Source organism: Tritonibacter horizontis (genome assembly GCF_001518015.1).
Taxonomy (GTDB): Bacteria; Pseudomonadota; Alphaproteobacteria; order Rhodobacterales; family Rhodobacteraceae; genus Epibacterium; species Epibacterium horizontis.
In genome coordinates, this window is record NZ_LPUY01000048.1 from 55,984 (window position 1) to 81,844 (window position 25,861).

Consider the following 25,861-nt stretch of genomic DNA (forward strand, 5'->3'; position numbering starts at 1 on the left):
TTGCCAGCTATGAACATTGGAAATGTTTCGGAACAGAGCGGTTTGCCCGCAAAAACAATCCGGTATTACGAGGATATCGGACTCGTGCAACCGTCGCGGCGTGAAAACGGGTACCGCGATTTCGCTGTTCAGGATCTGCACAAGCTGGCGTTTCTCGGCCGGGCGCGGTCGTTGGGTTTCAGCATCGATGAATGTCGCACGCTGTTGTCATTGTACGAGGACCGCGAGCGGTCCAGCGCCGACGTCAAGGCGATCGCACAAAGCCATCTCGCGCGGGTGGATCAAAAAATCGAGGAGTTGCAGGCGCTTAGCGCGACGCTTCGTGATCTCGTTGTTCGGTGTCATGGCGATGATCGTCCCGACTGCCCGATAATGGATGATCTGACGCCTTCCGACCTCGCGGGGACGCGAAAACATCCCGCTGGAACAACCCTCTGAACACTGGTAAATTAGCCGCATGCACTTTGTCGCCCGCCTCATCATGATAGCCGTCCTTGCCGCCTTCGCGGCAAGCTCGGTTGTGCATGCGGCCGGTTCGGCCAGAATGGCATCTGAAATGATCGCAGCCGGAGCTGAAATGCCAGGTGCCGACTGTGAGGCGTGCGATGGTTCGGCGGGACCCTCAGGCATCGCTTGCGATTTCGTGTGCAACTCGGCGACCGCCGTCGCGCTGGTGGGAGCCTCGGCGGAATTTGGTCTAATTGCAGTTTCGAGCGCCCATGGACTGCCGATCGCGCGGGATTTTCGCGGTCTGATCAGCCCACCTGCCAAACAGCCTCCAAGATTCCTTCTCTGAACTGACACGCGCCGCGGCTTCGCAGCCGCAGTGTCATGCCGTGACGCCGGAGCCATGCTGCTTCGCGCTGCGGGTATTCCCCAACCGCAGTTGCCGCTTTGGCTCCGGCGGAGGACCGAATTATCAGAGAGCCCCAGTCCGATGTCTTTCAACTACAAAACTACCGTCACGCGCCGCGCCTTTGTCGCGTCGTCGCTCGCGGGTGTGATGTCCGCCACCCTGCCTTTTCCGAGGATGGCAGAAGCCGCCACCCGGAAATTCTCACTCCGGGCCGCACCGGGAAGCACACGGCTTGTTCCCGAGCCACATCCGGACACTGCGGCCTGGTGCTACAACGGTAAGGTCCCGGGCCCGGAGATCCGCATTCGACAAGGTGATCGCCTTCAGGTCGAGGTTATGAATGACCTTGCGGAGGAAACCACTGTGCATTGGCATGGCATCCGGCTTCCCAACGCAATGGACGGGGTGCCGCACTTGACACAGGGACCGATCGCCCCGGGCGACAGGTTCGTCTACGAATTCGATGCACTCGATGCCGGCACCTTCTGGTATCACCCACATCAACGCAGCTTCGAGCAGGTCGGGCGCGGTCTCTACGGCCCGCTTATCATCGATGAGGCCAATCCACCTCGGGTCGACCGCGATGTTACTTGGGTCCTGGACGACTGGCGTCTGGCCGAGGACGCATCGATTTCGGATGATTTCGGCAATGCCCATGACTTAAGCCACGCTGGCCGCCTCGGGAACACTGTGACGATCAACGGTCACGTGCCGGAAACACTCGAGGTGGCATCGGGGGAACGGATCCGCCTCCGCCTGATCAACGCGGCGAATGCCCGGATCTTCGCACTCGATTTCGGGGACCATGCACCGCGCATCATCGCGCTCGACGGGCAACCCGTCACGCCGCATGAGCCGCGGGACGGTGTTGTCGTTCTTGGACCCGCAATGCGCGTCGATGTGATCCTGGATTGCACCGGCAAGCCAGGCGAAAGAGCCCAGCTTGTAGACCGTGCGTACCGCGGGAACGATTTTCGAGTCCTCGATTTCACCTACGCTGAAACCGCCCTGCGCGAGGCTACACCCGACTGGCCGATCGCACTGCCAGCCAGTCCCATTGCCGAACCAGACCTGAGTTCTGCGCATCGTCATGAGGTGACGTTCACCGGCGGGATGATGGGCATGATGCATGACGGGCGCGGCATCTGGTTCGTCAACGGAAAAGCCGCCCAGGGGCATGTGCTTGACCCGTTCCTGACGCTTAAACGCGACGCGAGTCACATCCTCGAGATGACCAACGCGACCGCTTTTGATCACCCGATCCATCTGCACGGCCACTCATTCCGCGTGATCAGTCGAAACGGTGCGCCGACGCCGCATCGGGAATGGCAGGACACGGTGCTGATGGCACCCCGCGAACGGGTCGAGATCGCCTTCGTCGCCGACAATCCCGGCGACTGGATGTTCCACTGCCACATTCTCGAACACCAAGCCGCGGGAATGATGGGTGTGATCCGCGTCGCATGAGCCCCGGAGGAGGACAAGAGATGACAAACAGAACCTTGAATTTTGAGCCGGACAGACGCCACTTCCTGGCACTGGGTATGGGTGCAGCCGCAGTGCTCGTGTTGCCCGGCGCGGTGCGCGCGGCCGGCGGGGCGGCCAATATTCGAACCCTGGCCTTCGATGGCGACACGCTGTTGATCGCAGGCGCAACACTGAGGGCCAGCCCCGACGGCGGTCGCAGTTGGCATGAGAGGCCAACACTTTCCCCGGTCTCCTCGATCGCCACGCATCCTGCGCGTCCCGGACGTCTCCTTGCCGGACTGGCGCGGGGAGGGGTGACCGTGTCCGACGATGGCGGAACGACATGGACTGCCCGAAGCGAGGGGCTTGCCTCCGGCGAGGTCACCGCGCTGGCCGTGGCCGCCGGAAATCCCGACATGCTCTATGCCGCGATCCGCGGCGACGGCCTTTGGAAGAGCGAGGACGCAGGCGCAACGTGGGCGCTCGCGATGGACCGGCCCTGGCTCGACGCGGCCGAGCGCGACCCGCTGACGCTGGCATCGGTTGATCTCGAAACCGGGATGGGCGGCATCTGGATCTATGCCGGAACCGAGAAAGGCCTGACCCGTGTTCCAGACTGTTTCTGCCGCTGGCAGGAAGTTCAGCCCGGCAATGCGATGGACGCGCTGGTGACGGGCGATGCGCCACCTGCCGAGGCGCCGCTGCCGACGGATGAGCCGGTCCTGTCACTGGCCAGCGCCCCTTCGGCACCTTCGACACTATATGCGGCGCTGCCGTCGGGGGTGTGGGCGTCGCAGGACGGCGGCGTGGTTTGGACCCAGAAGGCAAAAGGGCAGGGGAGGGCCGTCGCGGTCCACCCTAGGGACGAAAATCACGTAGCCGCCCTCCTCGACGGCACCCTGAACCTCAGCCGCGATGGCGGCGCTACCTGGGCCGCGCTCGCGGTCGCATGATGGAGAACCCCATGAACAGAAGATATGTCCTGGCTTCGCTTGCTGCACTTGGCGTCGGCGGAACCTTCACTTTCACGACGCTGACTTCAGCACAAAGCACCGAAGACGCGACCGGTCCCGCAAGTACCGACGTGTCAGACGGAACGAAGCAGATCACGATCTGGCGCGATCCGGGCTGCGGTTGCTGCGACACCTACGCTGATTATCTGGAAGAGAACGGCTATCAGGTGACACGCATCGACGATCGGGATTTTGATAAGCGCTCGATCGAAGTCGGCGTTCCCGAGCAGGGGCTCGGCTGTCATCTGGCCGAGATCGAAGGCTATTATGTCAGTGGATTGGTACCCTCGGAGATCCTGGAAAGGCTGGTCACGGAGAAGCCCGACATCACCGGCATTACTTTGCCGGGCATGCCTTCGAACGCGCCAGGCATGGCACGAGTAAAGACCGGTACGCTCAAGACCTATGCGTTCGGCGAGGGCGGGATCACCGTTTACTCCGATGAGTAACTGCATGGACATGATGACTGGCCCGATGATGGGGGTGATGATGTTCGGCGGAGGGCTTTTGCTCCTGCTCGTCGCCGCGGTTCTGCTGCTCAGCGTCGTCGCACTCGTGAAATACCTCAGGAGTTCGACATGAGACGGGCCGCAATAATTGGTGCCGCTATCGTCGCACTATCCGCGGCCGGGTTTGCCGTCTTTGCGCAGTCGGAAAGTGACGAAGCTTCTGTGGATGGGCTGTCCTTCCTCGGTGAACCCGTGACTACTGCGGACATCGCAGCAGGGCAGACGCTCTATGCGGAGAATTGCGCATCCTGTCACGGTGCCAAACTGGAGGGGCAGCCCGATTGGCGGCGGCGTCTGGACAATGGGCACATGCCCGCGCCGCCACATGACGAAACCGGCCATACCTGGCACCATTCGGACCGAAACCTGTTCATCGTGACCAAAAAGGGCATCGGTGCCGTCGTGCCGGGGTACGAGAGCGACATGCCGGTGTTCGAGGGGCTGCTGACCGACGACGAGATCGCCGATGTGCTCTCCTATATCAAAAGCACGTGGCCCGATCGCGAGCGCACGTTTCAGGCAGAAGTCTCTGCCAATGAAGGTGACAAATGAGCGCGGTTGAGAAACGCCGCCGCCGCAGGGGGCGGTTTTTCACCGTGCTGCCGGTCACGATCTTCGTGCTGATTGCCGTCGGCTTTTACTGGGGCCTTTTCAATAACAATGACGGCCTTCCCTCTGCGCTTATCGGCAAGGCGGTGCCCGAATTCGACTTGCCGCCGATAGAGGGACGCGCCGACGGGCTGTCGAGCGCCGACCTAAAAGGACAGGTGTCCATCGTAAACGTCTGGGCGTCCTGGTGCGTACCGTGCCGGGTCGAAATGCCCCTGCTGAACGAACTGGCCGCGCAGGATGAGGTCGCGATATACGGCATCAACTACAAGGATCGTCCCGATGAAGCTCTGGGCTTTCTTGCCGAGCTTGGTGACCCATACACCCGCATCGGCGCCGACCGGAATGGGCGCGTGTCCATTGACTGGGGCGTCTATGGCTTGCCGGAGACCTTCGTGATCGATCGCGAGGGTAGGATCGCTCACAAGCATATCGGCCCCTTCAACCGCCGTTCTTTGGAGGAAGACATCCTTCCCGTTGTGCGGCGCCTTCAGGAAGGAGCCGGATCATGAAACGACGTGATTTGCTCGCTGGTATGGCGGCGCTCGGCGTCGTGGGGCCGGTTCAAGCCAGACCATTGATGCCGCTTCACGACAAGCCGCGACAGATGCTGTCGCCACCTTTCGTCGATGGAAAGGGCCGCGATCTGACGCTGGCGGATTTCCGGGGCAGGGTGGTTCTGCTGAATATCTGGGCGACCTGGTGCGTTCCCTGTCGCGAAGAGATGCCGACGCTCGACGCCTTGCAGGAGAAAATGGGCGGCGGCGACTTCCATGTCCTGCCGCTGTCGATCGACCGTGCCGGAATGGAGATCGTCCGCCGTTTCTACGACGAAATCGGTATTCGCCATCTCGATACATACCTCGCCGAAGACATTCGGGTGATGGCCGCGTTTGCCGTAGTGGGCCTTCCCACCACGATCCTGATCGACCGCGACGGTTTCGAGCGCGGACGACTCGTCGGGCCGGCCGAATGGGACAGTCCCGCAGTCATGGCCCAAATCCAGACTATCATCAACGAAAGGAGTGAATAACCAATGTCTGAAACTTTACCTCACACTGAAACACCGGTGGCACGCCCGTGGCGGCCGCAATTTGGACAGCGCGGCCTGATTCTCGCGTCAATGGCGATCATCGGTGCCGGGCTTTACCTGAACTGGGGCTGGGTGACGGCCATTGGGGCCGCCCCGCTGATCTTGGCCGTGGCACCCTGCGCCGTGATGTGCGGGCTTGGCGTCTGCGTGATGTGCAAATCGAAATCATGTGACAACAAGAGCACGGCCGCAGAGCCGAGCCTGCCGAGGGACTGATCCCGAAAACCTCAAGAAACCTTAAGGAGAAACTGATGACACTTATCAAGAAACTGAGCATGGCGGCTGCCGTAACTACATTGATGGCAACCGGCGTGGTTGCCCAGGACAACACCGGTTCGTCCGGCCAGATGATGGACGGTGAGAACGGAATGGCCGGCAATATGATGGACGGCGATATGTCCGGCATGGACGGCATGATGCCCATGATGAAGATGATGCAGAAAATGGGCCCGATGATGGAGGCCTGCACCGAGATGATGGAGGCCATGAACAACTCCGAGGATGAAACCACCCCTTCGACCGACAAGGGCTGATCAATCATCGCCGGGGGCCAAGGCCCCCGGCGATTTGACAGGGAAAAATAGATGATACTCAAAACTGCCCTTCGCGTGTTTGCGGTCTTCCTCTGGGCGCTGATTTCCACGCCCACGATTTCGTTGGCCCAGCAATCGACGCCGCTCGATCAGGTTGAGCAAGAGGCCATCAAAGCCTTGATCCTGCAAACCATCCGCGAGAACCCCGAAGTTCTGATGGACACGCTCCTGACATTCCAGGAAGAGGCTCAGGCACAAGCCCAGGCCGAACAACGGGCTGCGCTTCAGCGCGTGGGTGACCTCCTGCGGGCGGACCCGAACACCGGCGTGATGGGCAATCCTGAGGGCGACATCGTGCTTGTCGAATTCTTCGACTACAACTGCCCCTACTGCCGACGCGCGGCCCCGGTCCTTTTCGAACTAATCGAGGAGAATCCCGACCTGCGCATCATCATGAGGGAGTGGCCAATTCTCGGACCCGACTCCGAGCTGGCGGCTCGAGCGTCGCTGGCGGCGACACAACAGGACAAGTTTGAGGCCTTCCACGAAGCCCTGATGGCACAGCCGCGCGCCAATACTGTCATGATCAGGCGAGCCGCCGAGCAGGCAGGGCTGGACTACGACCAGTTGCAGGCAGATATGGACGCGCCTGAAGTCGATGCCCATATCGCAAAGTCTCACGATCTCGCACGGAAGCTTGGAATATCCGGCACACCGACGTTTATGATCGGGGAGGCACTTGTTCCTGGATTGTTGGAAAAGGCCGATCTTCAGGCCCTGATTTCGGAGGCCGGAGATGTCGATTGAACCCAGTGAAACCCCTCCGAAATCGCGGCTCCTGAGAACCATATTGTGGGGCACGATAACTGCTGCGCTCGCTGGGCTAGCGATCTTTTGGGCTTTGGATAACTATCTTGGCAACCGATCGAAGGCCGTCCGCTATTCGGGTGAGGCGGATATTCGATCCGAATTTTCCCTCACGGATCACACCGGGCAAGAGGTGACCCAGGCCGATTACGCCGACCGCTGGCAACTTGTTTTCTTCGGCTTTACCCACTGCCCGGACATCTGCCCCACCACGTTGGCCTACATGGCCAGCGTCTTGGATCTGCTCGGCGAAGATGCGGCCCAGGTAGCACCTATTTTCATCACGGTCGATCCGGAACGCGACACAGTGCCGGTCATGGCGGAGTATGTATCAGTCTTTCATCCAAGCCTGATTGGCTTGACCGGAACCGAAGCGCAGGTTGCCGAGGCCAACAGAAATTTCCGCGCATGGTACGAGCGGACCGAGGACGACAGCGCGCCGGACGGTTATTTCATGGCGCATGCCGGATACATCTACCTCATGCAGCCCGGTGGCGAGTTTGAGGCGGTCTATCAGGAAGGCGGTCAGCCGCCCGAGGTGCTGGCGCAGGAAATCCGTAAAAAGTTATGAGTGAAGGAACTTACCAAATGAAGATCACGATACTTGCAACCGCGCTAACTCTCTGGCCGTTTTTCGCATCGGCCGATGTGACGATATCGGACGGGTGGGCCCGCGCGAGCGTCTTGGCCTCCCGCCCGGCAGCGGCCTATCTCACGCTCACGAGCGACCAGAGTGATCAACTGGTCGCGATCACGACGCCGATCGCTGGGAACGTCACGATTCATGCTGTCGATACTGGTGATGATGGCGTTAACCGAATGGTCGAGATCGACGCTTTGGACCTGCGCTCCGGAGAACCAGTGACCCTCGCGCCCGGCAGCATGCATCTGATGCTGATGGGCCTGTCGGAAAAACTCGAAGAAGGCACCGATTTGCCATTGATCCTGACATTCGCATCGGGTGCCCGAATGGAAATCAGCGTCCCGGTTCTCGGGCCGGGCGCAATGGGACCGCAGGAGTAACAGTCATGAAAAACATACTCCTGCTGATAGCCCTCGTCGCGGGCCGCCCGGCCTACGCAGATCATCCTGGCGACCGTCTTGACGAGGTGATGGCACAGAAAGAACCTGCTTTCACTGCCGTTGACCTCAACGAACTTCCTGCGTTGGATCTTCTCGGCCCTGACGGAGAATCGTTGGTCTTGGAAAGCCTCTCCGATCAGGTCGTCGTTCTTAGTTTTGTACCGTCCAACTGCGGGTTGCCCTGTGCTGATCAGCAGGCACTTCTTGAAAAGGTGAGGGGCGGAGTGAATGCATCTCCCATGCTGGACATGGTGACCTTCCTTGTGGTGACCGACGCCAGTGATCCGGTTCCCGGACCGATTGGCGAGAACGTGGTCATTGCTCGCGCACAAGAGCCAATAGAGAGTCTGATCGATCAGTATCGCGCGATTGCGCCAGACGATTCCGAGGCTCCGCTTGTGCATGTTATCGCGCGCGGCAACCGCCATGCCGGGGTCTTTGCGGGTTCCGCTTTCCGGCACATCAACATGATCCTGTACGTCAACGGCCTGACAAACGCGCATTAATCGAAGAACGGACCCCCAGCATGACAGCAAACACAGAAACCTTTGAGACAAGCGATACCGGATGGCTGTCCGTCATCCGCCGATACATTGTCTATACCGCCGTCGGTCATCTGATCTGGGAAATGGCACATATCCCGCTCTACACGATCTGGGTCGAAGGCACCTGGGGAGAAATTGCGTTCGCGGTCGTGCACTGCACCGGCGGAGACCTGTTGATCGCCATGAGCACGCTCTTGCTCGCCCTGTTTCTTGTCGGAGGGCACGCATGGCCGTCGGAACGCGCAGGGCGCGTCCTGCTTCTGGCCGTGGCCCTGGGCGTCTCTTACACGATCTTCAGCGAGTGGCTGAACATCGTGATCCGGGCGGCCTGGGCCTATCGCGACATCATGCCGGTGGTACCCGTCATCGACGCCGGTCTCACGCCCCTGCTGCAATGGATCATCGTTCCGACCCTGGCATATCGGGCTGCCACAAGAGTGCCCTTGCGCAAACTTTTCAGGGGTGAAGGTGATTCATGGTAGATATCTCGCTTCTGGGCCTCACCGCCGCGCTCTTGGCCGGTACGATATCGTTTCTGTCTCCCTGCGTGCTGCCTCTTGTGCCAGGTTATGTCTCCTACGTGGCCGGGCGCACAGCCGCTGAAGGCGGGGCGGCTGCGGCCTCGCCGTCGCGCGCGGTCTGGCTGAGCCTGTGTTTTGTCCTCGGCTTCTCCACCATTTTCATGGGGCTTGGCGCATCCGCGACAGCATTGGGTCAGGCCCTTCTTCGGTGGCGGTATGAACTCAACCTCGTTGGGGGCGGCATCATCATTGTCTTCGGGCTTTTCATGATCGGGGCCGCGCGTGTTTCAGTGATGGAACGCGATTTCCGGTTCAATCTCAACATCCCCGGGGGCCAACCCGCTGCGTCCTATGTCCTCGGTCTTGCTTTCGGTTTCGGTTGGACGCCGTGTATCGGCCCAATTCTTGGCGCGATCCTGACAACCAGCGCGGCCAGCGCCACGATGGGCGAAGGCGTCATGCTCCTTGCCGTCTATTCCGCTGGCCTCGGGATACCATTTCTGATCGTTGCCGGTTTCACCGATCAGATCGCGGGCCGGCTCCGCGCCATCGGCCGGGTCGGCCGTCGCCTTCACCAGATTGCGGGCGTCGTCATGATCCTCATGGGCGTGGCGATGATGACGGGACAGTTGAGCGCGTTGTCGTACTGGATGCTTGATGCGTTTCCGGTTCTTGGACGAATAGGATAACAGCTCATGCGGTTCTACGAAAAACACATCCTTCCGGGCCTCACGCATCTCACCATGGGTCAGGAACAGCTTCTTCCCTACCGAAGGCGCGCAGTCTCAGGTGCGAAGGGGCGCGTGCTGGAGATCGGGATCGGCTCGGGCCTGAACCTCGCGCTCTACCCCGACGCCGTGGATCAGATCGTCGGTGTGGACCCGTCGCCGGAACTCCTTAATCAGGCCGCGGAGGCTTCTCAGGGCTTGACACCGACAACGGAGATGATCGAGGGCGTGGCCGAAGCATTGCCGCTGGAAGATCGCAGCGTTGACTGCGTGATTGCTACCTGGATGCTCTGCAGCGTGTCGGAACCGGAGAAGGTGCTGGCCGAGATCCAGCGCGTTCTCAAACCTGACGGCGTCTTCCGCTTCGTCGAGCATGGAACAGCGCCGGAACCCAGCGTCCAGCGTTGGCAGCGCTGGCTCACGCTTGCCTGGAAACGTTGTGCCGGAAACTGTCACCTTGACCGCCAGACAGACACTCTGGTCGAGCAGAACGGCTTCCGCATGGAGCGGCTCGACACCGGCTACGCGAAAGGTCCGAAACCCTTTGTTTTCATGTATGAGGGGCAAGCTCGCCTTTATTGAGGCAGCTTAGAAGGAGAACAATGTCGGCTTCCAAATGGCGAGATACTGATGACAAGGTAACCAACTCTCGGCGGGAACTTATAGAATATATCAGGGGTTACCGCATCATGAGCAAGCAGAAAAATGATAGACAAACCAATCTGACACGCGGCATCCGCGTCGAGATCGCCAGCCTTGTCTACAATCTGATCGAGGTCGTCGTATCCGTCACCGTTGGACTTCTGACCGGCAGCGCCGCACTAGTGAGTTGGGGTTTCGACAGCACGGTCGAAGCCACCTCAGCCGGGACGCTGATCTGGCGCTTGAAGGCCGAGAAGGACGGTGGCGACAAGCGCACGGTCCTGCATCGCAACAAGGTCGCGCTCTATGTGGTCGCCTGTGCTTTCTGGATCGTCGTCGCCGCGATCCTCTACGAGGCGGTGTCCGCCTTCATCTCGCAGGAGGCACCGGGCTTCAATTGGTGGGGGATCGCGATCCTGTTTGTCTCTTTAGTGGTCAATCCGCTATTGGCCTGGGGCAAGTATCGCTACGGCAAGCGGCTCGATTCACCCGCCCTGAAATATGATGCCAAGGATACCATGATCTGCGAATACCAGACCATTGTGGTGTTGGCCGGAATCGGTCTGACGCAATGGATGGGCTGGTGGTGGGCCGATCCGGTCGCGGCGCTTCTGATCGTGCCCTACGTTGCGTGGGAGGCGTTCGAGGCCACGAAGGATGCGCGGTCGGTCGGGCCGGGTGAGGCCGAAGCTACTGCCGACGCCTGACGTTGCGCATGATGAACCGGTTCTGGGGCAGTGATGGCAGCTCTCCTGGGTCAAGCTCCAAATCCTGATCCGGCACATCGTAGTCGATGTCGTTCACAAGATACCTGCAAAACGCCTTCATCTGACTGATCGCGATCCATTCACCCGGGCAGCGGTGGTTCGTGTAGTGGTTGCCGCCGCCCTGTGGAATGAAGTCGTAGGGGTTTTCGGCGCGGCCCCGAAACCGTTCGGGCCGAAACTCAAGTGGCGCATCCCATGAACGCCGATCGGTGTTCGTACCATAGAGGTCCAGCAGAACCCGGTGTCCTTTGGGAAAGCGATACCCTTGCCACTCGAAAGTACTTTTGACTCGTGCCGCGACCGCAGGAAAGAATGGATAGAGGCGGCGGACCTCCTGAACGAAGGGTTCGAGCAGTCCTTCGTCGTTCCGCAGTTTCTCCTGCCATTCTGGGTACCTGTACAGGGCGTGCGCCGTCTGCACGATGAATACAGACACCGCCACGGTTGGACGCAAGACGTTCAGCAACTCTACGGCGGCCACCCTGGGGTTCAACAACTCCCCGTCGAGATCGCGCCATGTCGCGATGAAATGAAGGGCGCTTTCCTGCGTCGGCTGAAGCTCGCCATCGCGGACCTGTTGGATCATCCGTGCTGCCCATTTTTCCAGGCGGTGGCGCGCCAGTCGCGCGGCCCAATGTTTCGGGCCGATGGCACCGGCGTCCTGAAAAAGCGATGTAAGCTGCGCCGTTCGGGTCGCCACCTCCGCCTCGGGAATCGGAACCCCACACCAGGCGCAAACGGCTCTCGTGAGCATTTCGCGCACTTCGTCGTAAAAAACGACTTCGTTCCTCGCCTCCCAGTCCGGCGCAAAGTTGTCCAGCATGTGAAGTGACATGCCCTGAAGCGCGGCTATATGCTCGGTCCCCATCATCGACATGAACATCTTCTTGCGGTGCTGGTGGGTAGCGTCGTCCAATCCCTGAACGCCGCCTTCACCCAATAGGGTCTTTTGTATGCGGCTTGGCATCGAGCCTTCGCGGATCAGCTGCTCTTCCCGATAGAAGGCTTCTGCCGCGGCAGCGCCAGTCATGCAGATTGTCTTGTGAAGAAGAATGCGCGTTTCGAAGAGGTCTGCGTCGAGATGGCGGCAAGTTTGCCGAATGAACCCATACGGGTTGCGCAGCAGGGCGAGTGTGCTGTCAAAGCCTGTTGCAGATGGCATGCTAGACATCGGCTATCCTCCTGTTTCTATTCTCTTTTTCTGGCCTTTTTTGCCTCGCCGTTCGCGGGGCGGGCACGGTGCCGAAACAGCAGTGCCGCTCCGAAGGAAAGCACGGCGTCCGCGCCCATAACATCTGTCACCGCTGGATCAGCTGCGGCGCATCCGCATCCCCAAGGGCCATTTCGGGGAGCCAAGTGATAAGCTGAGGAAACGAGATCAGCGCCACGATCAATACGATCTCAATGGCAACAAGAGGTACCGCTCCGCGATAGATATCGGATAGGTTGATACCCTTCGGTGCCGCCATCTTAGCAAAAAACAGGGCATAGCCGAAGGGAGGCGTCAGGAAGGACGTTTGCAAGGCCAACGCAATCAGGCCAGCGATCCAGATCTGCGCAAAGTAGGCAGAGCCGACGTGATCTGCGAAGTCGAGATCTGAAATAATCGGCATCAGTACGGGTACAAAGACCAGCAGCACCTCGATCCAGTCAAAAACAAACCCAAGTATGATGATCACGCCAAGGAGGATCGCCAACAGTTCCCACCGGGTGAGATCGAATGCGGATATCCACTCGAAGATGACGTCCGGTCCACCGACCAGGTGGAAACTGAGCGAGAATACCGATGCGCCCAATACGATGAAGAAGACCATCGACGTCATCGTGCTTGTCTGCACCGTGACAGAGTTCAACGATGAGAAAGACAAGCGCTTTCGCGCCAGCGCGACCAATAGCGCGCCAAAAACCCCTACTCCAGCCGCCTCTGTTAGTGTCGCAAAGCCCAGAATGATGCTGAGCGGAATGGATGCGATGACCGCGACAGACGCGAGTACAAACAAGAGGTCTGACACAAGATTGGTCTTGGGTGTGTCCAGCGGGATTTCGACCGTTTTTCTCAACGTGACCGCAAAGTAGACCGCGAAGGCCATGACCATCAGAAGCACAGGTACGATGAGGGCCACATACATCAATCCGATGCGCAGATAGAACACGTTCGAGATGAAGAACAGCATCACGGCTGGCGGGAACACGACACCCAATGCTCCAGAAGCTGCGACAGCGCCTCCTGCGGTTCGCGGTGCGTAGCCCGACGCCATCATCGGGGCATAGGCCACCAACGCCACAGTTATGACGGAAGCACCGATCACCCCGGCGGCGGGCGCAAGAACGAGGCCGATCAGCAAAGTCGCAATGGCGTAGCGACCGGGAACGCCTGTCAGAAGACGCCCCAGCAAGCGAAACATGGTTTCGGCAATCCCGCTGGCATTCAGGATCAGGCCAAGAAAAATCAACATTGGAACGCTGGTGAATTGGACTGATTCATTGGTCAGTACACCACGGGCCCGCAGGTAGATCAGCCCCAGATGCTGAAAATCAATGATCCCCACCCAAACCGCAGCGACAAACCCCAAGAAGCCTGTCCCCGCGAGCACCAGCGCCACCGGAAAGCCACTGAAAACCCCAATCGCCATCACGACAAGCATGGCAACCGTGAAGACCTCATTCACCATTGTGCAGGCCGCTTGCTTGTTCCGGTGCACCTTGCGCACGTCTCCCTGTCAGAAAGGCGATGTTGCGAAGGGCTACGATCATCCCGGCAAGAGCCAGCAGGATGGGGCCGATGACCCCGGCAATGCGTTGTGCCCACAACTGGGTTTCCGCGTATTTCGTGGTGCGCATCAAACCGTCCCATCCGTAGTAGGTCAGGATGGCGGCGAGCGGCAGAAGGACAAAAAGGCCGCCAATCAGTTCGATCCACGCAATGCGGCGGGCGGACCAATGTCTGCGAAGAACATCAACGCGCACGTGACCGTCGCGCAGATAGGTATACCCAAAGGTCAAGAAAATCAGGATGAACAGCAGTGACGTGGACAGGTCGGGCAAATAGCTTGACACGCCAAGTTGTAGCTTGCGATCCAGCATCTGAAGCGCGCCATAAGCAGCAATCGAAACAACTGTCAGCCACGCAGTCACGACGCCGATGCCGTGAATGCCACGGTCAATCCAATCCAAAAATCTCAAGCCGAATTCCCTCCCAAAGTTCTTTGCCTGTTAGCTGTTATCCCCCCGTGACATCTCCCTTGCGATTGTCTTGTTCCCGATTTTCCGGCCTGACTTTCGAGGTGCGAAAGCTGTCCCAGAACAGCAATGCTGCCCCACAAAAGATCGCCACGTCAGCCAAGTTGAAGGACGGCCAGTGGTATGACCCGTAATGGAAGTCGAGAAAGTCAGGGACGGCCTGATAGCGCAGACGGTCAAGGATATTGCCAAGCGCGCCTCCGATGATCAGACCGAGCGCCGCACCTGTCAGCCCGTCCGGAGCCTTCCATAGCCAGATCAGCAGCCATGCCACGACCACGGCAGCAAGTGCGACCAGACCCCACCAGGGTACGACCCCGCCGAGCATACCGAAGCTGACCCCATCGTTCAAAACCCGCACGAGGTTGAGAAAGGGCAGAACCTCGACCCCGTTCTCAAGCGCCGGGGTGTTCAGGGCAAGCGCCTTGGTGCCCTGATCGAAACCGAAAGCTGCAATCGCACAGAGCCCACCCAGAACGCGGTTGTTCATGCCGCCGCCTTCAAGTCGGAGCGTGCATCGCGGATGATCGACCAGGAAGAATGCAGGAATAACCCGGCGATGCCGAAGGCGACAATGAGGTCGGGCCACGCGCTACCCAGCCAAACCACCAGACCGGCCGCGACAACGACTGCCGCATTGCCAATGGCGTCGTTGCGCGAGAACAGCCAGACGGCACGCATGTTCGCGTCCCCCTTCCGGTACTGCAGCAACGGCAGCACGGAGATGACATTGATCACAAGAGCAATCAGGCCCAGAAGCCCCATCAGCGTGGCGTCTGGGGTTGTCGGCTCGAATGCCCGCATGATGGTTGTCCCAAAGACGCCAAGACCGAGCAGGGCAAGGAAGATGCCTTGGATCAGGGCCGACCGCGCCCGCCAGAGAAGACTCCAACCGATGGCCAGCAGGCCGAGGAAGGTGATCGCGCCATCACCAATAAAATCCAGCGCGTCGGCCTTCACCGCCTGTGACCCGGCAAGAAACCCACCAATCATTTCCAGAACGCCGTAACCGACATTTAGAATCACGACGATCCAGAGCGCGCGGCGGTAGCCCGGGTCCTGATGGGCCGCACTTTGCTGAAGGTCCTCGTCGCTCTCGATGCGGTCGAACCCATATCCCGTTGTCTCAACGGCTTTTTCAATCTCCGGCAGGCTTGCTTCAGGGACTTTCAGAGTCATGATATGGGTCGCCGCTGATACTTTCACTGCGTCGGGCGCGACACCCGCAGACTGCGCCGCCCGCTCGATCTGGGCGGCATCCTTGGCGCAATCCATTCCGGAAACCCGGTAACGGAGGGGCGGCGTATCTGCTGTCGATCCGGTGCTTTCGGTGTTGGCCATCGGTGCAATACTCCTGCTAAAGTGGATCAAGTTCAAACATATCAGCAAGGAGTGATATGATGCAAGTCTTCGCCGACCGCAATGCTGCGGCCGCTGGCATCGAGCGTAGGGCAAAGCTCTTTCGCGGTCTTGCCGACCCGAGCCGACTGGCGATACTAGGCGTGCTGTGTGAAGGACCGTTGGTTGTTCACGAGATCGTCAAACGCACAGGGCTATCGCAGCCCAACGTGTCAAATCATTTGCGATGCCTTCTGGATTGCGGACTTGTCGCCAGCGACCGCGATGGGCGCTTCATTCGCTACCGGATCAGCAGTCCGCGCATAGCAGCTCTTTTAAATGATGTAGACGCCCTGCTTGATGTGGTCGCAGAAGGTGTTGGGGCTTGTGACAATTATCGCGAAGCGTGAACGATAATATCCCAATGCACGTCATCACGACCACTTCCGCGTGAGGCAAAATTTTATATGGGGCTTGCTGCCAAACGTGTTGAAAAGACCCATTATTGAAAGCGCTCAATTTAACTGCTCGGCATAGCGAGTTAAGGATCACAATTGAAGCGAAGATCAAGACGAGGCCCGGCATCGTGGCAGTAGCCTGGTTTCACCCCACAGATCGTGACAGCGCTTAGACTGATAAAGAAACGAACGGGCCCGAAGTATTACCGAGATCGTCTGGCATCAAAATTTCTCTTGAACCTCTAGTAGCTTTAGGAGTTAAGCCACCGACATAGAACGGCACCATGGAGCAAGTTGCCAATAACGCCTCACTCTTTCCCGGGCGAACAACACTGCGTTCGGGGTAAGGTTCGGTTTGCCGTCCAATGCGTGAACGGAGCAATCTATATGCTGACAAGACGACACTTCATCCAGACGACTGCCGCATTGTTCTCGGCGTCTATCTCGAGTCCGCTCCTCGCTGACACCTGGCCCACTGAAGCGGAAAAGGCGGCTTGGGATGCACAGATTACACCGCCGGGCTATAACCCAGCCACATCAAACCCGTGGGGCCTGCACCCGCGCTTTCTGCCGCAGCGGGTTATAACTAAAGATGGTCTTGTGGCCGGTGACATCCATGTCGATGCTGTCGCGCGCTATCTTTACCATATCGAGGAAGGCGGCACGGCGATGCGCTATGGCGTAGCGATTGCTCGTGGCAAACTTTATGAGCCAGGCGTCTACACGATCAAGCGCAAGGTCAGGTGGCCGCATTGGCAGCCAACACAGAACATGATTGACCGCGACCCGGAGCTCTACGCCGACATCGCTGACGGTATGGAACCCGGACCTGAGAACGCGCTCGGGTCACGGGCGCTTTATCTCTATGTCGGGGACCGAGACACCTATCTGCGCATCCACGGTACACCACAGCCGCGAAGCATCGGCGGCCGAGCCAGTTCCGGTTGCGTCCGGATGGTCATGGCGCACATAAACGATCTGTATCCGAATGTGGAGATTGGCTCGACGGCGTTCCTATATTCGGCCGAGGACAGCGTGACTCCGCAGAGTTGACCCAAGCCGCGCCGTCAATCCGACGCTTGAACGCGTCAATCAGGATTGGCGCGCGACGCAGATGGGATTGCCGCCTGCTGATCGCAACGGGACCAAGGTCGTTTCCACCGGCCCACTATGGGCATACCAATAGCAATTATCTTCGGGACGTAGCCGTGCCGTGATGAGATCCTGGTCGGGTGCAGCGAGGGCTGCGACAGATTCTGGAACATTGCCGATCCTGAATGGATCGTTGTCTTCCTTAGAAGGCACCGCGCAGCCAGCCAGGGCCAATGTTGCAACCATGATCACCGCATATTTTTGAAGCATATCTATCTCACTCTTTGGCAGGTCAGCCGCGTCCTCAGACTTAGCGGCGCGTTTCAAGGTTCCGCAGGTCTGTGTCCTTATTTGACCAAGTTTCTGTTTTTGCTCTTGAAGCTCTAGTTACTGTAGGGGCTATCTCAATGTGGAATGAACGAATCCCGAGGTCAATCCCATGTCTTCCAATGGCCACCGCCACGACCACAAGCACAGCTCTGACTGCAGTCACGATCATGGTGATGATCACAAACATGCGAGCGTAGTTCCCCACTCTCATGGAAAAGGTGCTGCGTGCTGCGGTGCTGGAGCCAACACGGGACCGGCACAATCCATCCCCTCGAATGGGCGAAGTTTTCAAGTTTCCGGTCTAGATTGTGCCGAAGAGGTGGCAATCCTGAATAGGGTGGTCGGTCCAAAAGTCGGCGGGACTGAGCATCTGGCGTTCGATGTCATCAATGGTCGGATGACGATTCTGGATACCGCAGTCGGAATTTCGGACAACGAGGTTTCGCAACTGGTCGCGAGTACCGGCATGAGCACAAAACCGTGGGACGCCGACAACGCAGCAGAGGATCAGGCCGCGCATCTGGCACGTCAGAAGCGCTTTACCTCGTTGAGCGGCGGCTTCTGGGCGGCGGGATTCCTTTTTCACATTGTCGAGACCGGCATGGGCGGCGCGCTCGGGCTCTTTGCGGGGCATGGCGAGGTGCCTATGCCTATGGCGGAAGCAGGGATCTTCGCCGTCGCGATCCTCTTTGGGGTCTGGCTGGTTGCGCCCAAGGCATGGTCTTCGGCGCGGCGACTTTCGCCAGACATGAACCTACTGATGGTGGTGGCCGTTGCAGGAGCCATCGGGCTCGGCGAATTCTTCGAGGCCGCGACGGTCGCGTTTTTCTTCTCTTTGTCGCTCTATCTTGAGAGCTGGAGTGTCGGTCGCGCACGCAACGCGGTTTCATCTCTCCTCGATCTGGCGCCGCCAACGGCGCGGGTTCTTTACGACGACGGATCTGAATCCGACGTTCCGGCCGCGGCCGTGGCAGTCAATGCAAGGTTTATCGTGCGCGGCGGCGACCGGATCCCCCTCGACGGTGAGGTCGTGGACGGGGCAGGGGCCGTCGATCAGGCCCCAATTACTGGGGAAAGCGCGCTAGTGCCCAAGGAACCCGGCGACGAGGTCTATGCCGGCACGATCAACGGCGAGGGCACACTGACGGTGCGGGCGACGAAGGCCGCCTCGGACACGGTGCTCGCGAAAATCATTCGCATGGTGGGCGATGCCCATGCCCGCCGCGCGCCGGTCGAACAGTGGGTGGCCAAGTTCGCGCGCATCTACACACCCATCGTGATGGCTTTGGCGATCGCCATCGCGCTGGTGCCGCCACTGCTGCTCGGCGGCGCCTGGGACTACTGGTTCTACAATGCTCTGGTCCTTCTGGTCATCGCATGTCCTTGCGCGCTGGTCATTTCTACGCCGGTTTCTATCGTGGCGGCGCTGACCGCGTCGGCGCGGGCGGGGGTGCTCATCAAGGGCGGCGCCTATGTCGAGGCGCCGGGGCGGACCACGGCACTGGCGATGGACAAGACCGGGACGATCACCATGGGCGAGCCTGAGGTGGCGGCGGTTCACCCACTGGTCGGCGTTTCCGCACGCGATCTCATGGCGCTGGCAGCAAGTCTGGAGGCGCGGTCTTCACACCCGCTGGCACGCGCCATCCTCTCGCGCGCCGAAGCCGATGGTGTTTCCGTGTCTGCCGCAGAGGACACCCGCACCGTGCCCGGGCGCGGTCTGGAAGGACGCGCCGACGGGCGCGCTATCTGGCTCGGCTCGGATCGCTTCGCCGAAGAGAAGGGGTTCGGCAATGCCATTCCGGCGGATCTGCGGGATCGGATCGAAGGGGCAGGGAGCACCCTCGTTGCCGTGGGTGACGAGACCGGCGTGACCGGCGTACTGGAGCTTCGCGACCGCATCCGCCCAGATGCAAAGGGGATCGTTGCGCGCCTACACGCGCAGGGCGTGAAGACAATCGTCATGCTGACCGGCGATAACGAGCGCACCGCGCGTGCAGTGGCGGCCGAGGTCGGCATTGACGAGGTGCGTGCCGATCTCTTGCCAGAAGACAAGGTGACGGCCATCGAGGAACTGGTGGCAACCCACGACATGGTGGCGATGATCGGTGACGGCGTGAACGACGCACCGGCGATGGCGCGGGCGCATTATGCCATCGCCATGGGGGCTGTCGGTTCGGACGCGGCCATCGAGACGGCCGATATCGCGCTGATGACCGACGATCTGGCTCGAGTGCCGTGGCTGATTGCTCACTCTCGCCGGACAATGACGATTATCCACCAGAATATCGGTATATCGCTGGCAACCAAGGCGCTGTTCGTCGGGCTGACCGCGTTCGGGATGGCCTCGATGTGGGGCGCCATCGCTGCGGATGTAGGCGTATCCCTGTTGGTGGTCGCCAATGCGCTGCGGCTTTTGAACGGGCATCGGATCAAGGACGGGCCTTCGGGCGGTGAACCGGTGGGCGAGCAGATGGCGAAGGGAGCACTGGCGCACGGTCATTGATCCGACGTCTTCGTTAGAGTAACCTCTGGCACCAACAGACCTCGCAAAAAGGGGCGTCGAGCAGTGACAAACACCAGATTTCCACGGCGCGCCTTTTTGATGGGCGGATTTGCCGCCTTCCTGTCAGGCTGTGCCAGCAAGTTCCGGTCGTACAACGGACCCGAAGTGGCCCGGCTACGCATGTACAAGGCAGAGCGGTTTCTGGTTTTGGACGGGGCGGATGACGTCTTGCGGACCTATCCCATCGGATTAGGCTTCGCGCCCGAAGGTCACAAGCAGTTCGAGGGGGACGGCCGTACGCCGGAGGGTTCCTACGTGATTGATCGGCGCAACCCGGACAGCCTCTTTCACCTGTCAATCGGCATCTCATATCCCAACGCGGCAGACATCGCTTTTGCGCAGGCCCAAGGAAAGTCGCCCGGTGGCGACATTTTCATCCACGGCGGACCGCGCAAGGGGACTGACCCAATGAATGTCCGCGACTGGACAGCAGGCTGCATCGCCGTCACTGACCGCCAGATCGAGGAAATCTATGCCATGGTCAGGGACGGGACACCGATCGACATATACGCTTAAGGATCAGGTGAAGCGGCGCCGCAGCGCGACGTTGATCGCCTCAATGGCGATGACCATGGCGACGACCGCCATCGTGACGCTGGCCGCCTTATCATACTGGAAAGAGCGCACGTAGGTCTGGATGTAAAAGCCTATCCCGCCCGCGCCGACAATGCCGAGGATCAGCGACTCGCGCAGGTTCAACTCGAACCGGAAAATCGTGTCGCGGGCGACGACCGGCGCCATCTGCGGCCAGATCGCGTATCTGAGCCGCACGAGCGGCCCGGCGCCCGCGCTTTCCAGTGCGGCGATCGGCGCGCGGGACACGCCGTCGATCGCCTCGGCATAGAACTTGGCGAGCATCCCCGTTGCATGAAAGGCGACCGCGATGATGCCGGGCAGCGGCCCGAGCCCCACAGCGCCCACCATGAGCATGGCCACGAGGATCAGCGGAATCGCCCGGATGAAGGCAAGCAGCGTTCGGATCGGCCGGAACACCGCAGGCGATACCATCGTTTCGGAGGCGAGGATGGCCAGAGGGATCGACAGGATCACAGCGCCGAGGGAACCGAGGATCGCTATTCTCAGCGTTTCCGCGCTGCCCTTCCTGATCTCGGCCATCACTGTCGGATCGGGCGGGAACATCCGCCCGAGAAAGTCAGCGATCCGCGGACCGGCCGAAACGAGACGCGACAACTCGACATCAGTCGTGGCGAAGGACCAGAGGATCGCGCCGGCGATCAGGGCGCTGGTAACGAACCCGCCAAACCCGCCAAACTGCATCAGGACACCGCCCTGAGGCTGAGACCGGGCAATGGTTCGACCTCGCGGTAGAGCTCCGCCGTCGCATCATCGTTCAACTCGGAGGTCGGTACATCGAAGGCGATCCGCCCATCCCGCATGCCGATGATGCGCTGCGCGAAACGCCGCGCCAGGTCGGGCTGGTGCGAGGAAAACAGCGCCGTTGCGCCGCGCGCTTGCGCCGCCCCGGTCAGCAGCGCCAAGACCTCCCCAGCGCGGGTGGGGTCGAGGTTGCTCACCGGCTCGTCGGCGAGGATCAGCCGTGGCTCCTGCGCGAGACACCGCGCAATGGCCACGCGCTGCCGCTGGCCGCCGCTGAGACTGTCGACCCGGCGTTCGGCGAGATCGGCAATGCCGCAATCGGTGAGGGCTGTGCGCGCAATGTCGAGATCATGTGGCGTTGGCGACCCCAGCAGGGCGCGCAGGGGCGCCATCCGGCCTAGGCGGCCGTTCAGCACGTTGCGCAGAACCGTGGAGCGTTCGACCAAGGCGAATTCCTGAAACACGAAACCGGTATCAGGTCGGCTTGCGCGCGGCGGCGGTTGGTCGGGATCGAGCGGCGCACCCAAGACTGAAACGCGCCCGCGCCAGCCCTGAAGCCTGCCGTCGAGCAATGCCAGCAGCGTTGTTTTTCCTGCCCCGGACGGGCCGAGCAAAGCGACGCTTTCGCCGGTCGAAATTGTAAGCGAGACCCGCTCCAGCGCCGGAACACTCCCGCCCGGATGGGCAAAGTTCAGGTCGTTGATCCGGATCGCAATGTTCATTCCAGGAGCCCATATCGCCGTGCCATGTCGCGCACGCCGCCATAGGCGGCGGAGTCGGCCCTGACATAGCCGTCCGGCCCGTAGAGATAGCGCAGCTTGTCGCGGTTCTCAGGTTCGTTGAGCTGCAGCATCGCGTTGGTGAAGCGGTCTTGCACCTCGGCATCCAACCCGGGTCGCGCGATCACGACATGGCTCGGGATTGGCGGGCTTTCCGCGATCCATGTCACCTGTGCCTGCTGCTGCGGCGTCAGGAGCAGGTCCGCATACTGGCTGGCACCCGCGGCATCGACCAGACCTTCGGCCATCGCCTGCATGGCCTGCTGATAGCCGCCTGCGAAGAAGACGCGGCCGAAGAATGCCTCCGCCGCGCCCGGACCGTCGATCAGCCCAGCCTCGACGAATTCGGCGAGCGGATAGAGATAGCCAGATTCCGAGATCGGATCGGCAAAGGCGATGTCGCGCCCGCGCAGGTCTGCGAGCGCGCCGATGCCGCTGTCGCGCCGCACGAAGATGCGGCCCGTATAACTCGGCGCGTCGCGGTAGACCTCGGACAGGAGCGGCACGGCACCGATCTCGGCCTCGGCCAGGACGAAAGGCAGGGCGCCCATGAAGGAGATATCCGCGTCGCCATTGCGCAGCGCCTCGACCGCTGCCGCATGGTCGATGGTAACAAACCCTTCGACGGGGACGTCGATCTCACTAGCCAGCCAGCCGGTGATGGCCTCGATGTCCCCCAGAAGCTTCTCGGGGTTCTCCTGCGGGATGAAAGCCAGCCGCAACGCAGTGTCCTGCGCGGCCAACGGGGTTGCGAGCGATACTGCGCCCGCACCGGCCAGTGCCAACATCGTTCTGCGATTCAGATGGATTGCCATCAGAATGCCCTCTCTTCGATTGCGTCGGCTTCGGACTTGAACGCGGCCCAACTGGCTTCGGCGGCCACCCAGTCTTCACCGCGCACGGCGGCACCGACCTCGGCCAGCCGCTCGGCCAACGCGTAGACCTCGGGCCGCGCAGCCAAGTTCGACATTGTGCTGGCGTCCGCCGAAAGGTCCGCGGCGACGGTGTCGGTCAGCAGCAGGATATGCTCCGCATCCCTCTGTGGCAGCAACGTATTGAGCGTCGAGGCGAATGTCGTCAGTTCGGAGAATGCCAGCCGGAAGGCGGTGTTCTCGGCGTCGAATGCCTCATAGGGCTCATCCGCTGCGCCCACGGTCTCCAGATAGGCCGTCAGGTCAGCCCTCTCCGCCGCGGTCAGCCCAAGCGCTTTCGATTCGTCGAACCAGTCCACGACAGCGGCCAGCGTCGGCAGAGATCCGTCATGGAAATAGGGTGCGGTGTAGGCCGTGCCGAGCAGCGTGGGTGTATCCATCGCACCGGTGCGGGCGCCATCGTAGGCCGACGCAACCGAGCCGATATCATGGGCCTGCCGGTCCAGGAAGTTCGTGTCCGGGACGTGGCAGCTGGCGCAGGAACGGTCGCCGAGCGCCGCGAAGGGCGTATTGAAGATCGCTTCGCCGCGCTGCGCGGCCTCGGGAGCGGCTTCGGTCAGCTGACCATCCGGTGTCAGCATGGAGTTGGGCAGGAAGTCGAATTCGAGCATGTAGGCGAGCAGAGCATCCAGCATGAAGGGCGTCGGTTCATCGCCGCCGAACTCGTTGACGATGACGTTGCGGGTGAAATCACGCAAGGAGGCGAAGCGGCCATCGCGGCCGTAGGGCCCGGTGAAACGCAGGCCACGGAGGCTGGGGATGTCAATCGGATCATCGCGCCGGTCATTGAAGATCGGATTGAAGAAGGCGCCATCGACATCGATCGCGCCTGGCTGATGGCTCGCACCCGGAATGAAAAGCCGCTGGTTGACGTCCGAGCGGTTGTGACAGGTCGAACAAGCGACCCCGAGGTCCTGCGCCGGATTGCCAAAGATTTGCGCGCTGTCGAACAACATGTCGCCATATGCCACCAAAGGCAGGTCGGTCTCGTCGATGCCCTGCTCCTCGAAATTGAGGACGAGGCGCGGCAGCGGATCCTGATCGAACATGTCAGACCCGGGCGGCAGGCTTGGCGGCACCTCGATGGTGCGGCCACTCAGGACAACAGTTTCCGGCAGCGCGCTCAGCGTCCGGCGGGGCGCGAAATCGTCAACGAGGTAATTCTCGGCGAGATAGCCGGAGATGACTTCGCGCGCGGCTTCCATGGTTTTGCGACTCGCGGGTGTGGCACCAGCACCAAGAACACCGGCGGAGCCTGTGCTGCTGTTGAGTTCCAGCCAGGCGAGGCCGATGCGTCTCGAAGCGTCGGGATCAGCAGCCGCGATACCGTCCGCGAATGCGCGATAGAGTTCTCGAGCTGTCCGCACGGCCTGCTGTGCACGTGCAGGGTCGTCGGCCATGACTGCCCGGTCCAGTTCCTCGTCGATCCTGCGCGCTATCAGCCGCGTCGCCTCGGCGAAGACCGCCTGGCGGTCCTTGCGAGTTATGGCGTTCAGAAGGGGCGCGGGTCCAATGTCGCTGCTGCCGTTCAGCCATGCCAATGCACCGACAGCGAATTCCGAACCCCGGTAGGATTCGGCCCAGGCGGTCCCGACGTCATACCAGGGCAGCGGTTCGAGATTCGCGAGGAAGAGAGTCAACCGGTAGGCCGCCGCCTCTGGAAGCCATGGGGCCTCCTTGGCGGGCGTCGCAGCGACAGGTCCGGACAGGACGAGCGCACTTGCGAGTGCGGCAATGAACGCTCCAAGGGATTTCTGAATCACCGTGGTCTCCCAACTTCAAAGTTAGCCACGGCTAATTTATCTACCCTATGCAAACAAGTTGTCAATCCTGCAGTTTCCCTGCAAAGTCCCAATTATGACAAAGCTGCAATCACAGGAACATGAACCGTTCGAAACTGTCGACAGGGCTCCCGAAGCACAGGCTGAGGGATTCGCGACCGTGCGTCAGGCACATGAGAGCGAAATGGCGGAAGATTACGTTGAACTGATCGCCGAACTGATCGAGTCGCGCGGAGAGGCAAGGCCGGTGGAAATCGCCGAACGGTTTGGAGTGAAGCCGCCGACCGTGACCAAGAACATCTCGCGACTCAAAGCTGCTGGCCTGGTGCGGCGGGAACCTTACCGCGCCATATTCCTCACGGATGCCGGTCGGGAGTTGGCCGAGGCCTGCCGCCGGCGGCACAGGATCGTCGTCGCGTTTCTCCTCAGCCTGGGAATCGACGAAGAGACTGCGGAACGCGATGCGGAGGGGATCGAGCATCACGTCAGCACGACCACGCTGGAGGCCTTCGAACACGCCCTCCTGCAATCTGAGAGCGGCAAGTAGCGCAGCATCAAGTTCTCGCGAAATTCAGCAAAGCAAGACTCAGGAGGCGGCGGCGTCAGCAGTCAAAGGCTGGTGGGTCTGTTCTGATGGTCAACTTTAGTGCAGAAAATCGTTCGTGTCCTCTGAGCTTGGCCAGCCCGAGATAGTGTGCCCAAAATCTCTGACTGCGACGACGGTGCAGCGAAAATGTCGATCGCGGGAAAAGACGTGGGTACAACCTTTGATTT

Annotated in this window: 33 protein-coding genes; 23 read left to right on the plus strand and 10 right to left on the minus strand. The window is 60.6% G+C overall.

Annotated features, from left to right (window positions below):
* Positions 1-9: 9 nt before the first annotated feature.
* The 18 genes from cueR (at position 10) to TRIHO_RS07595 (ending at position 11,173) form a co-directional block, all read left to right on the plus strand.
* Positions 10-438: a Cu(I)-responsive transcriptional regulator gene (gene cueR, locus TRIHO_RS07510; RefSeq protein WP_068241742.1), complete on the plus strand. Its 429-nt coding sequence runs from the start codon at positions 10-12 to the stop codon at positions 436-438.
* Between the two features lie 499 nt (positions 439-937).
* Positions 938-2,323 (plus strand): multicopper oxidase family protein, encoded by a 1,386-nt coding sequence (locus tag TRIHO_RS07520; protein WP_068241745.1) that lies wholly within the window; start codon positions 938-940, stop codon positions 2,321-2,323.
* Positions 2,324-2,343: 20 nt separating this feature from the next.
* Positions 2,344-3,276, plus strand: coding sequence for a WD40/YVTN/BNR-like repeat-containing protein (locus TRIHO_RS07525; RefSeq protein WP_227511958.1), 933 nt, complete (start codon positions 2,344-2,346; stop codon positions 3,274-3,276).
* An 11-nt stretch (positions 3,277-3,287) separates the two neighbouring features.
* The gene (locus TRIHO_RS07530; protein ID WP_005613371.1) at positions 3,288-3,785 is read left to right on the plus strand and encodes a DUF411 domain-containing protein; all 498 of its coding nucleotides are present in this window, start codon (positions 3,288-3,290) and stop codon (positions 3,783-3,785) included.
* 4 nt (positions 3,786-3,789) lie between these two features.
* Positions 3,790-3,918 carry a hypothetical protein gene (locus tag TRIHO_RS24285; RefSeq protein WP_264753299.1) on the plus strand — a complete coding sequence of 43 codons (129 nt, stop codon included), beginning with the start codon at positions 3,790-3,792 and terminating at the stop codon, positions 3,916-3,918.
* Complete coding sequence (locus TRIHO_RS07535) at positions 3,915-4,397, plus strand: c-type cytochrome (RefSeq protein ID WP_005613370.1); 483 nt, start codon at positions 3,915-3,917, stop codon at positions 4,395-4,397. The genes TRIHO_RS24285 and TRIHO_RS07535 overlap by 4 nt, the downstream gene beginning before the upstream one ends.
* Positions 4,394-4,966, plus strand: coding sequence for a DsbE family thiol:disulfide interchange protein (locus TRIHO_RS07540; RefSeq protein WP_005613368.1), 573 nt, complete (start codon positions 4,394-4,396; stop codon positions 4,964-4,966). The genes TRIHO_RS07535 and TRIHO_RS07540 overlap by 4 nt, the downstream gene beginning before the upstream one ends.
* Positions 4,963-5,487: a TlpA family protein disulfide reductase gene (locus tag TRIHO_RS07545; protein WP_005613366.1), complete on the plus strand. Its 525-nt coding sequence runs from the start codon at positions 4,963-4,965 to the stop codon at positions 5,485-5,487. The genes TRIHO_RS07540 and TRIHO_RS07545 overlap by 4 nt, the downstream gene beginning before the upstream one ends.
* Positions 5,488-5,490: 3 nt before the next feature.
* Positions 5,491-5,763: a hypothetical protein gene (locus TRIHO_RS07550; protein WP_005613364.1), complete on the plus strand. Its 273-nt coding sequence runs from the start codon at positions 5,491-5,493 to the stop codon at positions 5,761-5,763.
* Positions 5,764-5,798: 35 nt separating this feature from the next.
* Positions 5,799-6,080: a hypothetical protein gene (locus TRIHO_RS07555; protein WP_005613363.1), complete on the plus strand. Its 282-nt coding sequence runs from the start codon at positions 5,799-5,801 to the stop codon at positions 6,078-6,080.
* A gap of 51 nt (positions 6,081-6,131) precedes the next feature.
* The gene (locus TRIHO_RS07560; RefSeq protein ID WP_005613361.1) at positions 6,132-6,887 is read left to right on the plus strand and encodes a DsbA family protein; all 756 of its coding nucleotides are present in this window, start codon (positions 6,132-6,134) and stop codon (positions 6,885-6,887) included.
* A complete protein-coding gene (locus TRIHO_RS07565; RefSeq protein ID WP_005613360.1) occupies positions 6,877-7,518 on the plus strand; it encodes an SCO family protein in 642 nt (213 codons plus the stop codon). Before TRIHO_RS07560 ends, TRIHO_RS07565 begins: the two co-directional genes overlap by 11 nt.
* A gap of 17 nt (positions 7,519-7,535) precedes the next feature.
* Entirely contained in the window at positions 7,536-7,970 is a 435-nt protein-coding gene (locus TRIHO_RS07570) for a copper chaperone PCu(A)C (RefSeq protein WP_005613358.1), read from the plus strand.
* A gap of 5 nt (positions 7,971-7,975) precedes the next feature.
* Positions 7,976-8,536, plus strand: a complete 561-nt coding sequence (locus TRIHO_RS07575; protein ID WP_005613356.1) for a hypothetical protein — start codon at positions 7,976-7,978, stop codon at positions 8,534-8,536.
* A 20-nt stretch (positions 8,537-8,556) separates the two neighbouring features.
* Positions 8,557-9,057, plus strand: a complete 501-nt coding sequence (locus TRIHO_RS07580; RefSeq protein ID WP_005613354.1) for a hypothetical protein — start codon at positions 8,557-8,559, stop codon at positions 9,055-9,057.
* Positions 9,051-9,785, plus strand: a complete 735-nt coding sequence (locus TRIHO_RS07585) for a cytochrome c biogenesis CcdA family protein (protein WP_005613353.1) — start codon at positions 9,051-9,053, stop codon at positions 9,783-9,785. The genes TRIHO_RS07580 and TRIHO_RS07585 overlap by 7 nt, the downstream gene beginning before the upstream one ends.
* 6 nt (positions 9,786-9,791) lie before the next feature.
* Positions 9,792-10,406, plus strand: a complete 615-nt coding sequence (locus TRIHO_RS07590; protein ID WP_068241747.1) for a class I SAM-dependent methyltransferase — start codon at positions 9,792-9,794, stop codon at positions 10,404-10,406.
* 107 nt (positions 10,407-10,513) lie between these two features.
* The gene (locus TRIHO_RS07595; RefSeq protein ID WP_207498646.1) at positions 10,514-11,173 is read left to right on the plus strand and encodes a cation diffusion facilitator family transporter; all 660 of its coding nucleotides are present in this window, start codon (positions 10,514-10,516) and stop codon (positions 11,171-11,173) included.
* On the opposite strand, the gene TRIHO_RS07600 is transcribed toward TRIHO_RS07595, so the two are convergent.
* The 5 genes from TRIHO_RS07600 to TRIHO_RS07620 all read right to left on the minus strand — a co-directional run bounded on the left by TRIHO_RS07600 (position 11,157) and on the right by TRIHO_RS07620 (position 15,814).
* The gene (locus TRIHO_RS07600) at positions 11,157-12,263 is read right to left on the minus strand and encodes a cytochrome P450 (protein WP_232367732.1); all 1,107 of its coding nucleotides are present in this window, start codon (positions 12,261-12,263) and stop codon (positions 11,157-11,159) included. The two genes, TRIHO_RS07595 and TRIHO_RS07600, sit on opposite strands and share 17 nt — an antisense overlap.
* Positions 12,264-12,531: 268 nt before the next feature.
* The gene (locus TRIHO_RS07605; RefSeq protein WP_232367733.1) at positions 12,532-13,944 is read right to left on the minus strand and encodes a TRAP transporter large permease; all 1,413 of its coding nucleotides are present in this window, start codon (positions 13,942-13,944) and stop codon (positions 12,532-12,534) included.
* A complete protein-coding gene (locus TRIHO_RS07610; protein WP_232367734.1) occupies positions 13,895-14,317 on the minus strand; it encodes a TRAP transporter small permease subunit in 423 nt (140 codons plus the stop codon). The genes TRIHO_RS07605 and TRIHO_RS07610 overlap by 50 nt, the downstream gene beginning before the upstream one ends.
* Before the next feature lie 136 nt (positions 14,318-14,453).
* Entirely contained in the window at positions 14,454-14,963 is a 510-nt protein-coding gene (gene lspA / locus TRIHO_RS07615; RefSeq protein WP_005613347.1) for a signal peptidase II, read from the minus strand.
* On the minus strand, positions 14,960-15,814 hold the full coding sequence (locus TRIHO_RS07620) for a cation transporter (RefSeq protein WP_005613346.1): 855 nt from the start codon (positions 15,812-15,814) through the stop codon (positions 14,960-14,962). Before TRIHO_RS07620 ends, lspA begins: the two co-directional genes overlap by 4 nt.
* A 56-nt stretch (positions 15,815-15,870) precedes the next feature.
* Here TRIHO_RS07620 and TRIHO_RS07625 point away from each other — a divergent pair, with 56 nt between their 5' ends.
* Both TRIHO_RS07625 and TRIHO_RS07630 read left to right on the plus strand, forming a co-directional pair.
* Positions 15,871-16,221 (plus strand): ArsR/SmtB family transcription factor, encoded by a 351-nt coding sequence (locus tag TRIHO_RS07625; protein ID WP_005613345.1) that lies wholly within the window; start codon positions 15,871-15,873, stop codon positions 16,219-16,221.
* Between the two features lie 435 nt (positions 16,222-16,656).
* Positions 16,657-17,322 (plus strand): L,D-transpeptidase, encoded by a 666-nt coding sequence (locus TRIHO_RS07630; RefSeq protein WP_005613343.1) that lies wholly within the window; start codon positions 16,657-16,659, stop codon positions 17,320-17,322.
* Between the two features lie 39 nt (positions 17,323-17,361).
* On the opposite strand, the gene TRIHO_RS07635 is transcribed toward TRIHO_RS07630, so the two are convergent.
* On the minus strand, positions 17,362-17,631 hold the full coding sequence (locus tag TRIHO_RS07635; protein WP_005613342.1) for a hypothetical protein: 270 nt from the start codon (positions 17,629-17,631) through the stop codon (positions 17,362-17,364).
* Between the two features lie 169 nt (positions 17,632-17,800).
* Between TRIHO_RS07635 and TRIHO_RS07640 the strand changes: the two genes are divergently transcribed.
* Positions 17,801-20,197, plus strand: coding sequence for a heavy metal translocating P-type ATPase (locus TRIHO_RS07640; protein ID WP_438873632.1), 2,397 nt, complete (start codon positions 17,801-17,803; stop codon positions 20,195-20,197).
* A gap of 99 nt (positions 20,198-20,296) precedes the next feature.
* A complete protein-coding gene (locus TRIHO_RS07645) occupies positions 20,297-20,773 on the plus strand; it encodes a L,D-transpeptidase family protein (RefSeq protein ID WP_040643433.1) in 477 nt (158 codons plus the stop codon).
* Positions 20,774-20,776: 3 nt separating this feature from the next.
* Here TRIHO_RS07645 and phnE read toward each other — a convergent pair whose 3' ends face one another.
* The 4 genes from phnE to TRIHO_RS07665 are packed head-to-tail and all read right to left on the minus strand — an operon-like array spanning position 20,777 to position 25,069.
* Positions 20,777-21,535: a phosphonate ABC transporter, permease protein PhnE gene (phnE, locus tag TRIHO_RS07650; RefSeq protein ID WP_046002642.1), complete on the minus strand. Its 759-nt coding sequence runs from the start codon at positions 21,533-21,535 to the stop codon at positions 20,777-20,779.
* Positions 21,535-22,317: a phosphonate ABC transporter ATP-binding protein gene (locus tag TRIHO_RS07655; protein WP_068241749.1), complete on the minus strand. Its 783-nt coding sequence runs from the start codon at positions 22,315-22,317 to the stop codon at positions 21,535-21,537. The genes phnE and TRIHO_RS07655 overlap by 1 nt, the downstream gene beginning before the upstream one ends.
* Positions 22,314-23,189 carry a phosphate/phosphite/phosphonate ABC transporter substrate-binding protein gene (locus tag TRIHO_RS07660; RefSeq protein WP_046002644.1) on the minus strand — a complete coding sequence of 292 codons (876 nt, stop codon included), beginning with the start codon at positions 23,187-23,189 and terminating at the stop codon, positions 22,314-22,316. Before TRIHO_RS07660 ends, TRIHO_RS07655 begins: the two co-directional genes overlap by 4 nt.
* Entirely contained in the window at positions 23,189-25,069 is a 1,881-nt protein-coding gene (locus TRIHO_RS07665; RefSeq protein WP_046002645.1) for a cytochrome c peroxidase, read from the minus strand. The genes TRIHO_RS07660 and TRIHO_RS07665 overlap by 1 nt, the downstream gene beginning before the upstream one ends.
* A gap of 94 nt (positions 25,070-25,163) precedes the next feature.
* Between TRIHO_RS07665 and mntR the strand changes: the two genes are divergently transcribed.
* On the plus strand, positions 25,164-25,634 hold the full coding sequence (mntR, locus tag TRIHO_RS07670; RefSeq protein WP_005641374.1) for a manganese-binding transcriptional regulator MntR: 471 nt from the start codon (positions 25,164-25,166) through the stop codon (positions 25,632-25,634).
* Positions 25,635-25,861: the final 227 nt, after the last annotated feature.

Excerpts from the sequence above, each read along its gene's own strand:
- TRIHO_RS07565 (WP_005613360.1), top strand. The coding sequence starts at position 6,877 with ATGTCGATTGAACCCAGTGAAACCCCTCCGAAATCGCGGCTCCTGAGA.
- TRIHO_RS07580 (WP_005613354.1), top strand. The coding sequence starts at position 8,557 with ATGACAGCAAACACAGAAACCTTTGAGACAAGCGATACCGGATGGCTG.
- TRIHO_RS07555 (WP_005613363.1), top strand. The coding sequence starts at position 5,799 with ATGACACTTATCAAGAAACTGAGCATGGCGGCTGCCGTAACTACATTG.
- TRIHO_RS07645 (WP_040643433.1), top strand. The coding sequence starts at position 20,297 with ATGGGCGGATTTGCCGCCTTCCTGTCAGGCTGTGCCAGCAAGTTCCGG.
- lspA (WP_005613347.1), bottom strand. The coding sequence starts at position 14,963 with ATGAACAACCGCGTTCTGGGTGGGCTCTGTGCGATTGCAGCTTTCGGT.
- TRIHO_RS07540 (WP_005613368.1), top strand. The coding sequence starts at position 4,394 with ATGAGCGCGGTTGAGAAACGCCGCCGCCGCAGGGGGCGGTTTTTCACC.
- TRIHO_RS07595 (WP_207498646.1), top strand. The coding sequence starts at position 10,514 with ATGAGCAAGCAGAAAAATGATAGACAAACCAATCTGACACGCGGCATC.
- TRIHO_RS07590 (WP_068241747.1), top strand. The coding sequence starts at position 9,792 with ATGCGGTTCTACGAAAAACACATCCTTCCGGGCCTCACGCATCTCACC.
- cueR (WP_068241742.1), top strand. The coding sequence starts at position 10 with ATGAACATTGGAAATGTTTCGGAACAGAGCGGTTTGCCCGCAAAAACA.
- TRIHO_RS07635 (WP_005613342.1), bottom strand. The coding sequence starts at position 17,631 with ATGCTTCAAAAATATGCGGTGATCATGGTTGCAACATTGGCCCTGGCT.
- TRIHO_RS07530 (WP_005613371.1), top strand. The coding sequence starts at position 3,288 with ATGAACAGAAGATATGTCCTGGCTTCGCTTGCTGCACTTGGCGTCGGC.
- TRIHO_RS07600 (WP_232367732.1), bottom strand. The coding sequence starts at position 12,263 with ATGACTGGCGCTGCCGCGGCAGAAGCCTTCTATCGGGAAGAGCAGCTG.
- TRIHO_RS07545 (WP_005613366.1), top strand. The coding sequence starts at position 4,963 with ATGAAACGACGTGATTTGCTCGCTGGTATGGCGGCGCTCGGCGTCGTG.
- TRIHO_RS07585 (WP_005613353.1), top strand. The coding sequence starts at position 9,051 with ATGGTAGATATCTCGCTTCTGGGCCTCACCGCCGCGCTCTTGGCCGGT.
- TRIHO_RS07610 (WP_232367734.1), bottom strand. The coding sequence starts at position 14,317 with ATGCTGGATCGCAAGCTACAACTTGGCGTGTCAAGCTATTTGCCCGAC.
- TRIHO_RS07630 (WP_005613343.1), top strand. The coding sequence starts at position 16,657 with ATGCTGACAAGACGACACTTCATCCAGACGACTGCCGCATTGTTCTCG.
- TRIHO_RS07655 (WP_068241749.1), bottom strand. The coding sequence starts at position 22,317 with ATGAACATTGCGATCCGGATCAACGACCTGAACTTTGCCCATCCGGGC.
- TRIHO_RS07640 (WP_438873632.1), top strand. The coding sequence starts at position 17,801 with ATGTCTTCCAATGGCCACCGCCACGACCACAAGCACAGCTCTGACTGC.
- TRIHO_RS07550 (WP_005613364.1), top strand. The coding sequence starts at position 5,491 with ATGTCTGAAACTTTACCTCACACTGAAACACCGGTGGCACGCCCGTGG.
- TRIHO_RS07660 (WP_046002644.1), bottom strand. The coding sequence starts at position 23,189 with ATGGCAATCCATCTGAATCGCAGAACGATGTTGGCACTGGCCGGTGCG.
- phnE (WP_046002642.1), bottom strand. The coding sequence starts at position 21,535 with ATGCAGTTTGGCGGGTTTGGCGGGTTCGTTACCAGCGCCCTGATCGCC.
- TRIHO_RS07620 (WP_005613346.1), bottom strand. The coding sequence starts at position 15,814 with ATGGCCAACACCGAAAGCACCGGATCGACAGCAGATACGCCGCCCCTC.
- TRIHO_RS07560 (WP_005613361.1), top strand. The coding sequence starts at position 6,132 with ATGATACTCAAAACTGCCCTTCGCGTGTTTGCGGTCTTCCTCTGGGCG.
- mntR (WP_005641374.1), top strand. The coding sequence starts at position 25,164 with ATGACAAAGCTGCAATCACAGGAACATGAACCGTTCGAAACTGTCGAC.
- TRIHO_RS07525 (WP_227511958.1), top strand. The coding sequence starts at position 2,344 with ATGACAAACAGAACCTTGAATTTTGAGCCGGACAGACGCCACTTCCTG.
- TRIHO_RS07575 (WP_005613356.1), top strand. The coding sequence starts at position 7,976 with ATGAAAAACATACTCCTGCTGATAGCCCTCGTCGCGGGCCGCCCGGCC.
- TRIHO_RS07535 (WP_005613370.1), top strand. The coding sequence starts at position 3,915 with ATGAGACGGGCCGCAATAATTGGTGCCGCTATCGTCGCACTATCCGCG.
- TRIHO_RS07520 (WP_068241745.1), top strand. The coding sequence starts at position 938 with ATGTCTTTCAACTACAAAACTACCGTCACGCGCCGCGCCTTTGTCGCG.
- TRIHO_RS07570 (WP_005613358.1), top strand. The coding sequence starts at position 7,536 with ATGAAGATCACGATACTTGCAACCGCGCTAACTCTCTGGCCGTTTTTC.
- TRIHO_RS07625 (WP_005613345.1), top strand. The coding sequence starts at position 15,871 with ATGATGCAAGTCTTCGCCGACCGCAATGCTGCGGCCGCTGGCATCGAG.
- TRIHO_RS24285 (WP_264753299.1), top strand. The coding sequence starts at position 3,790 with ATGGACATGATGACTGGCCCGATGATGGGGGTGATGATGTTCGGCGGA.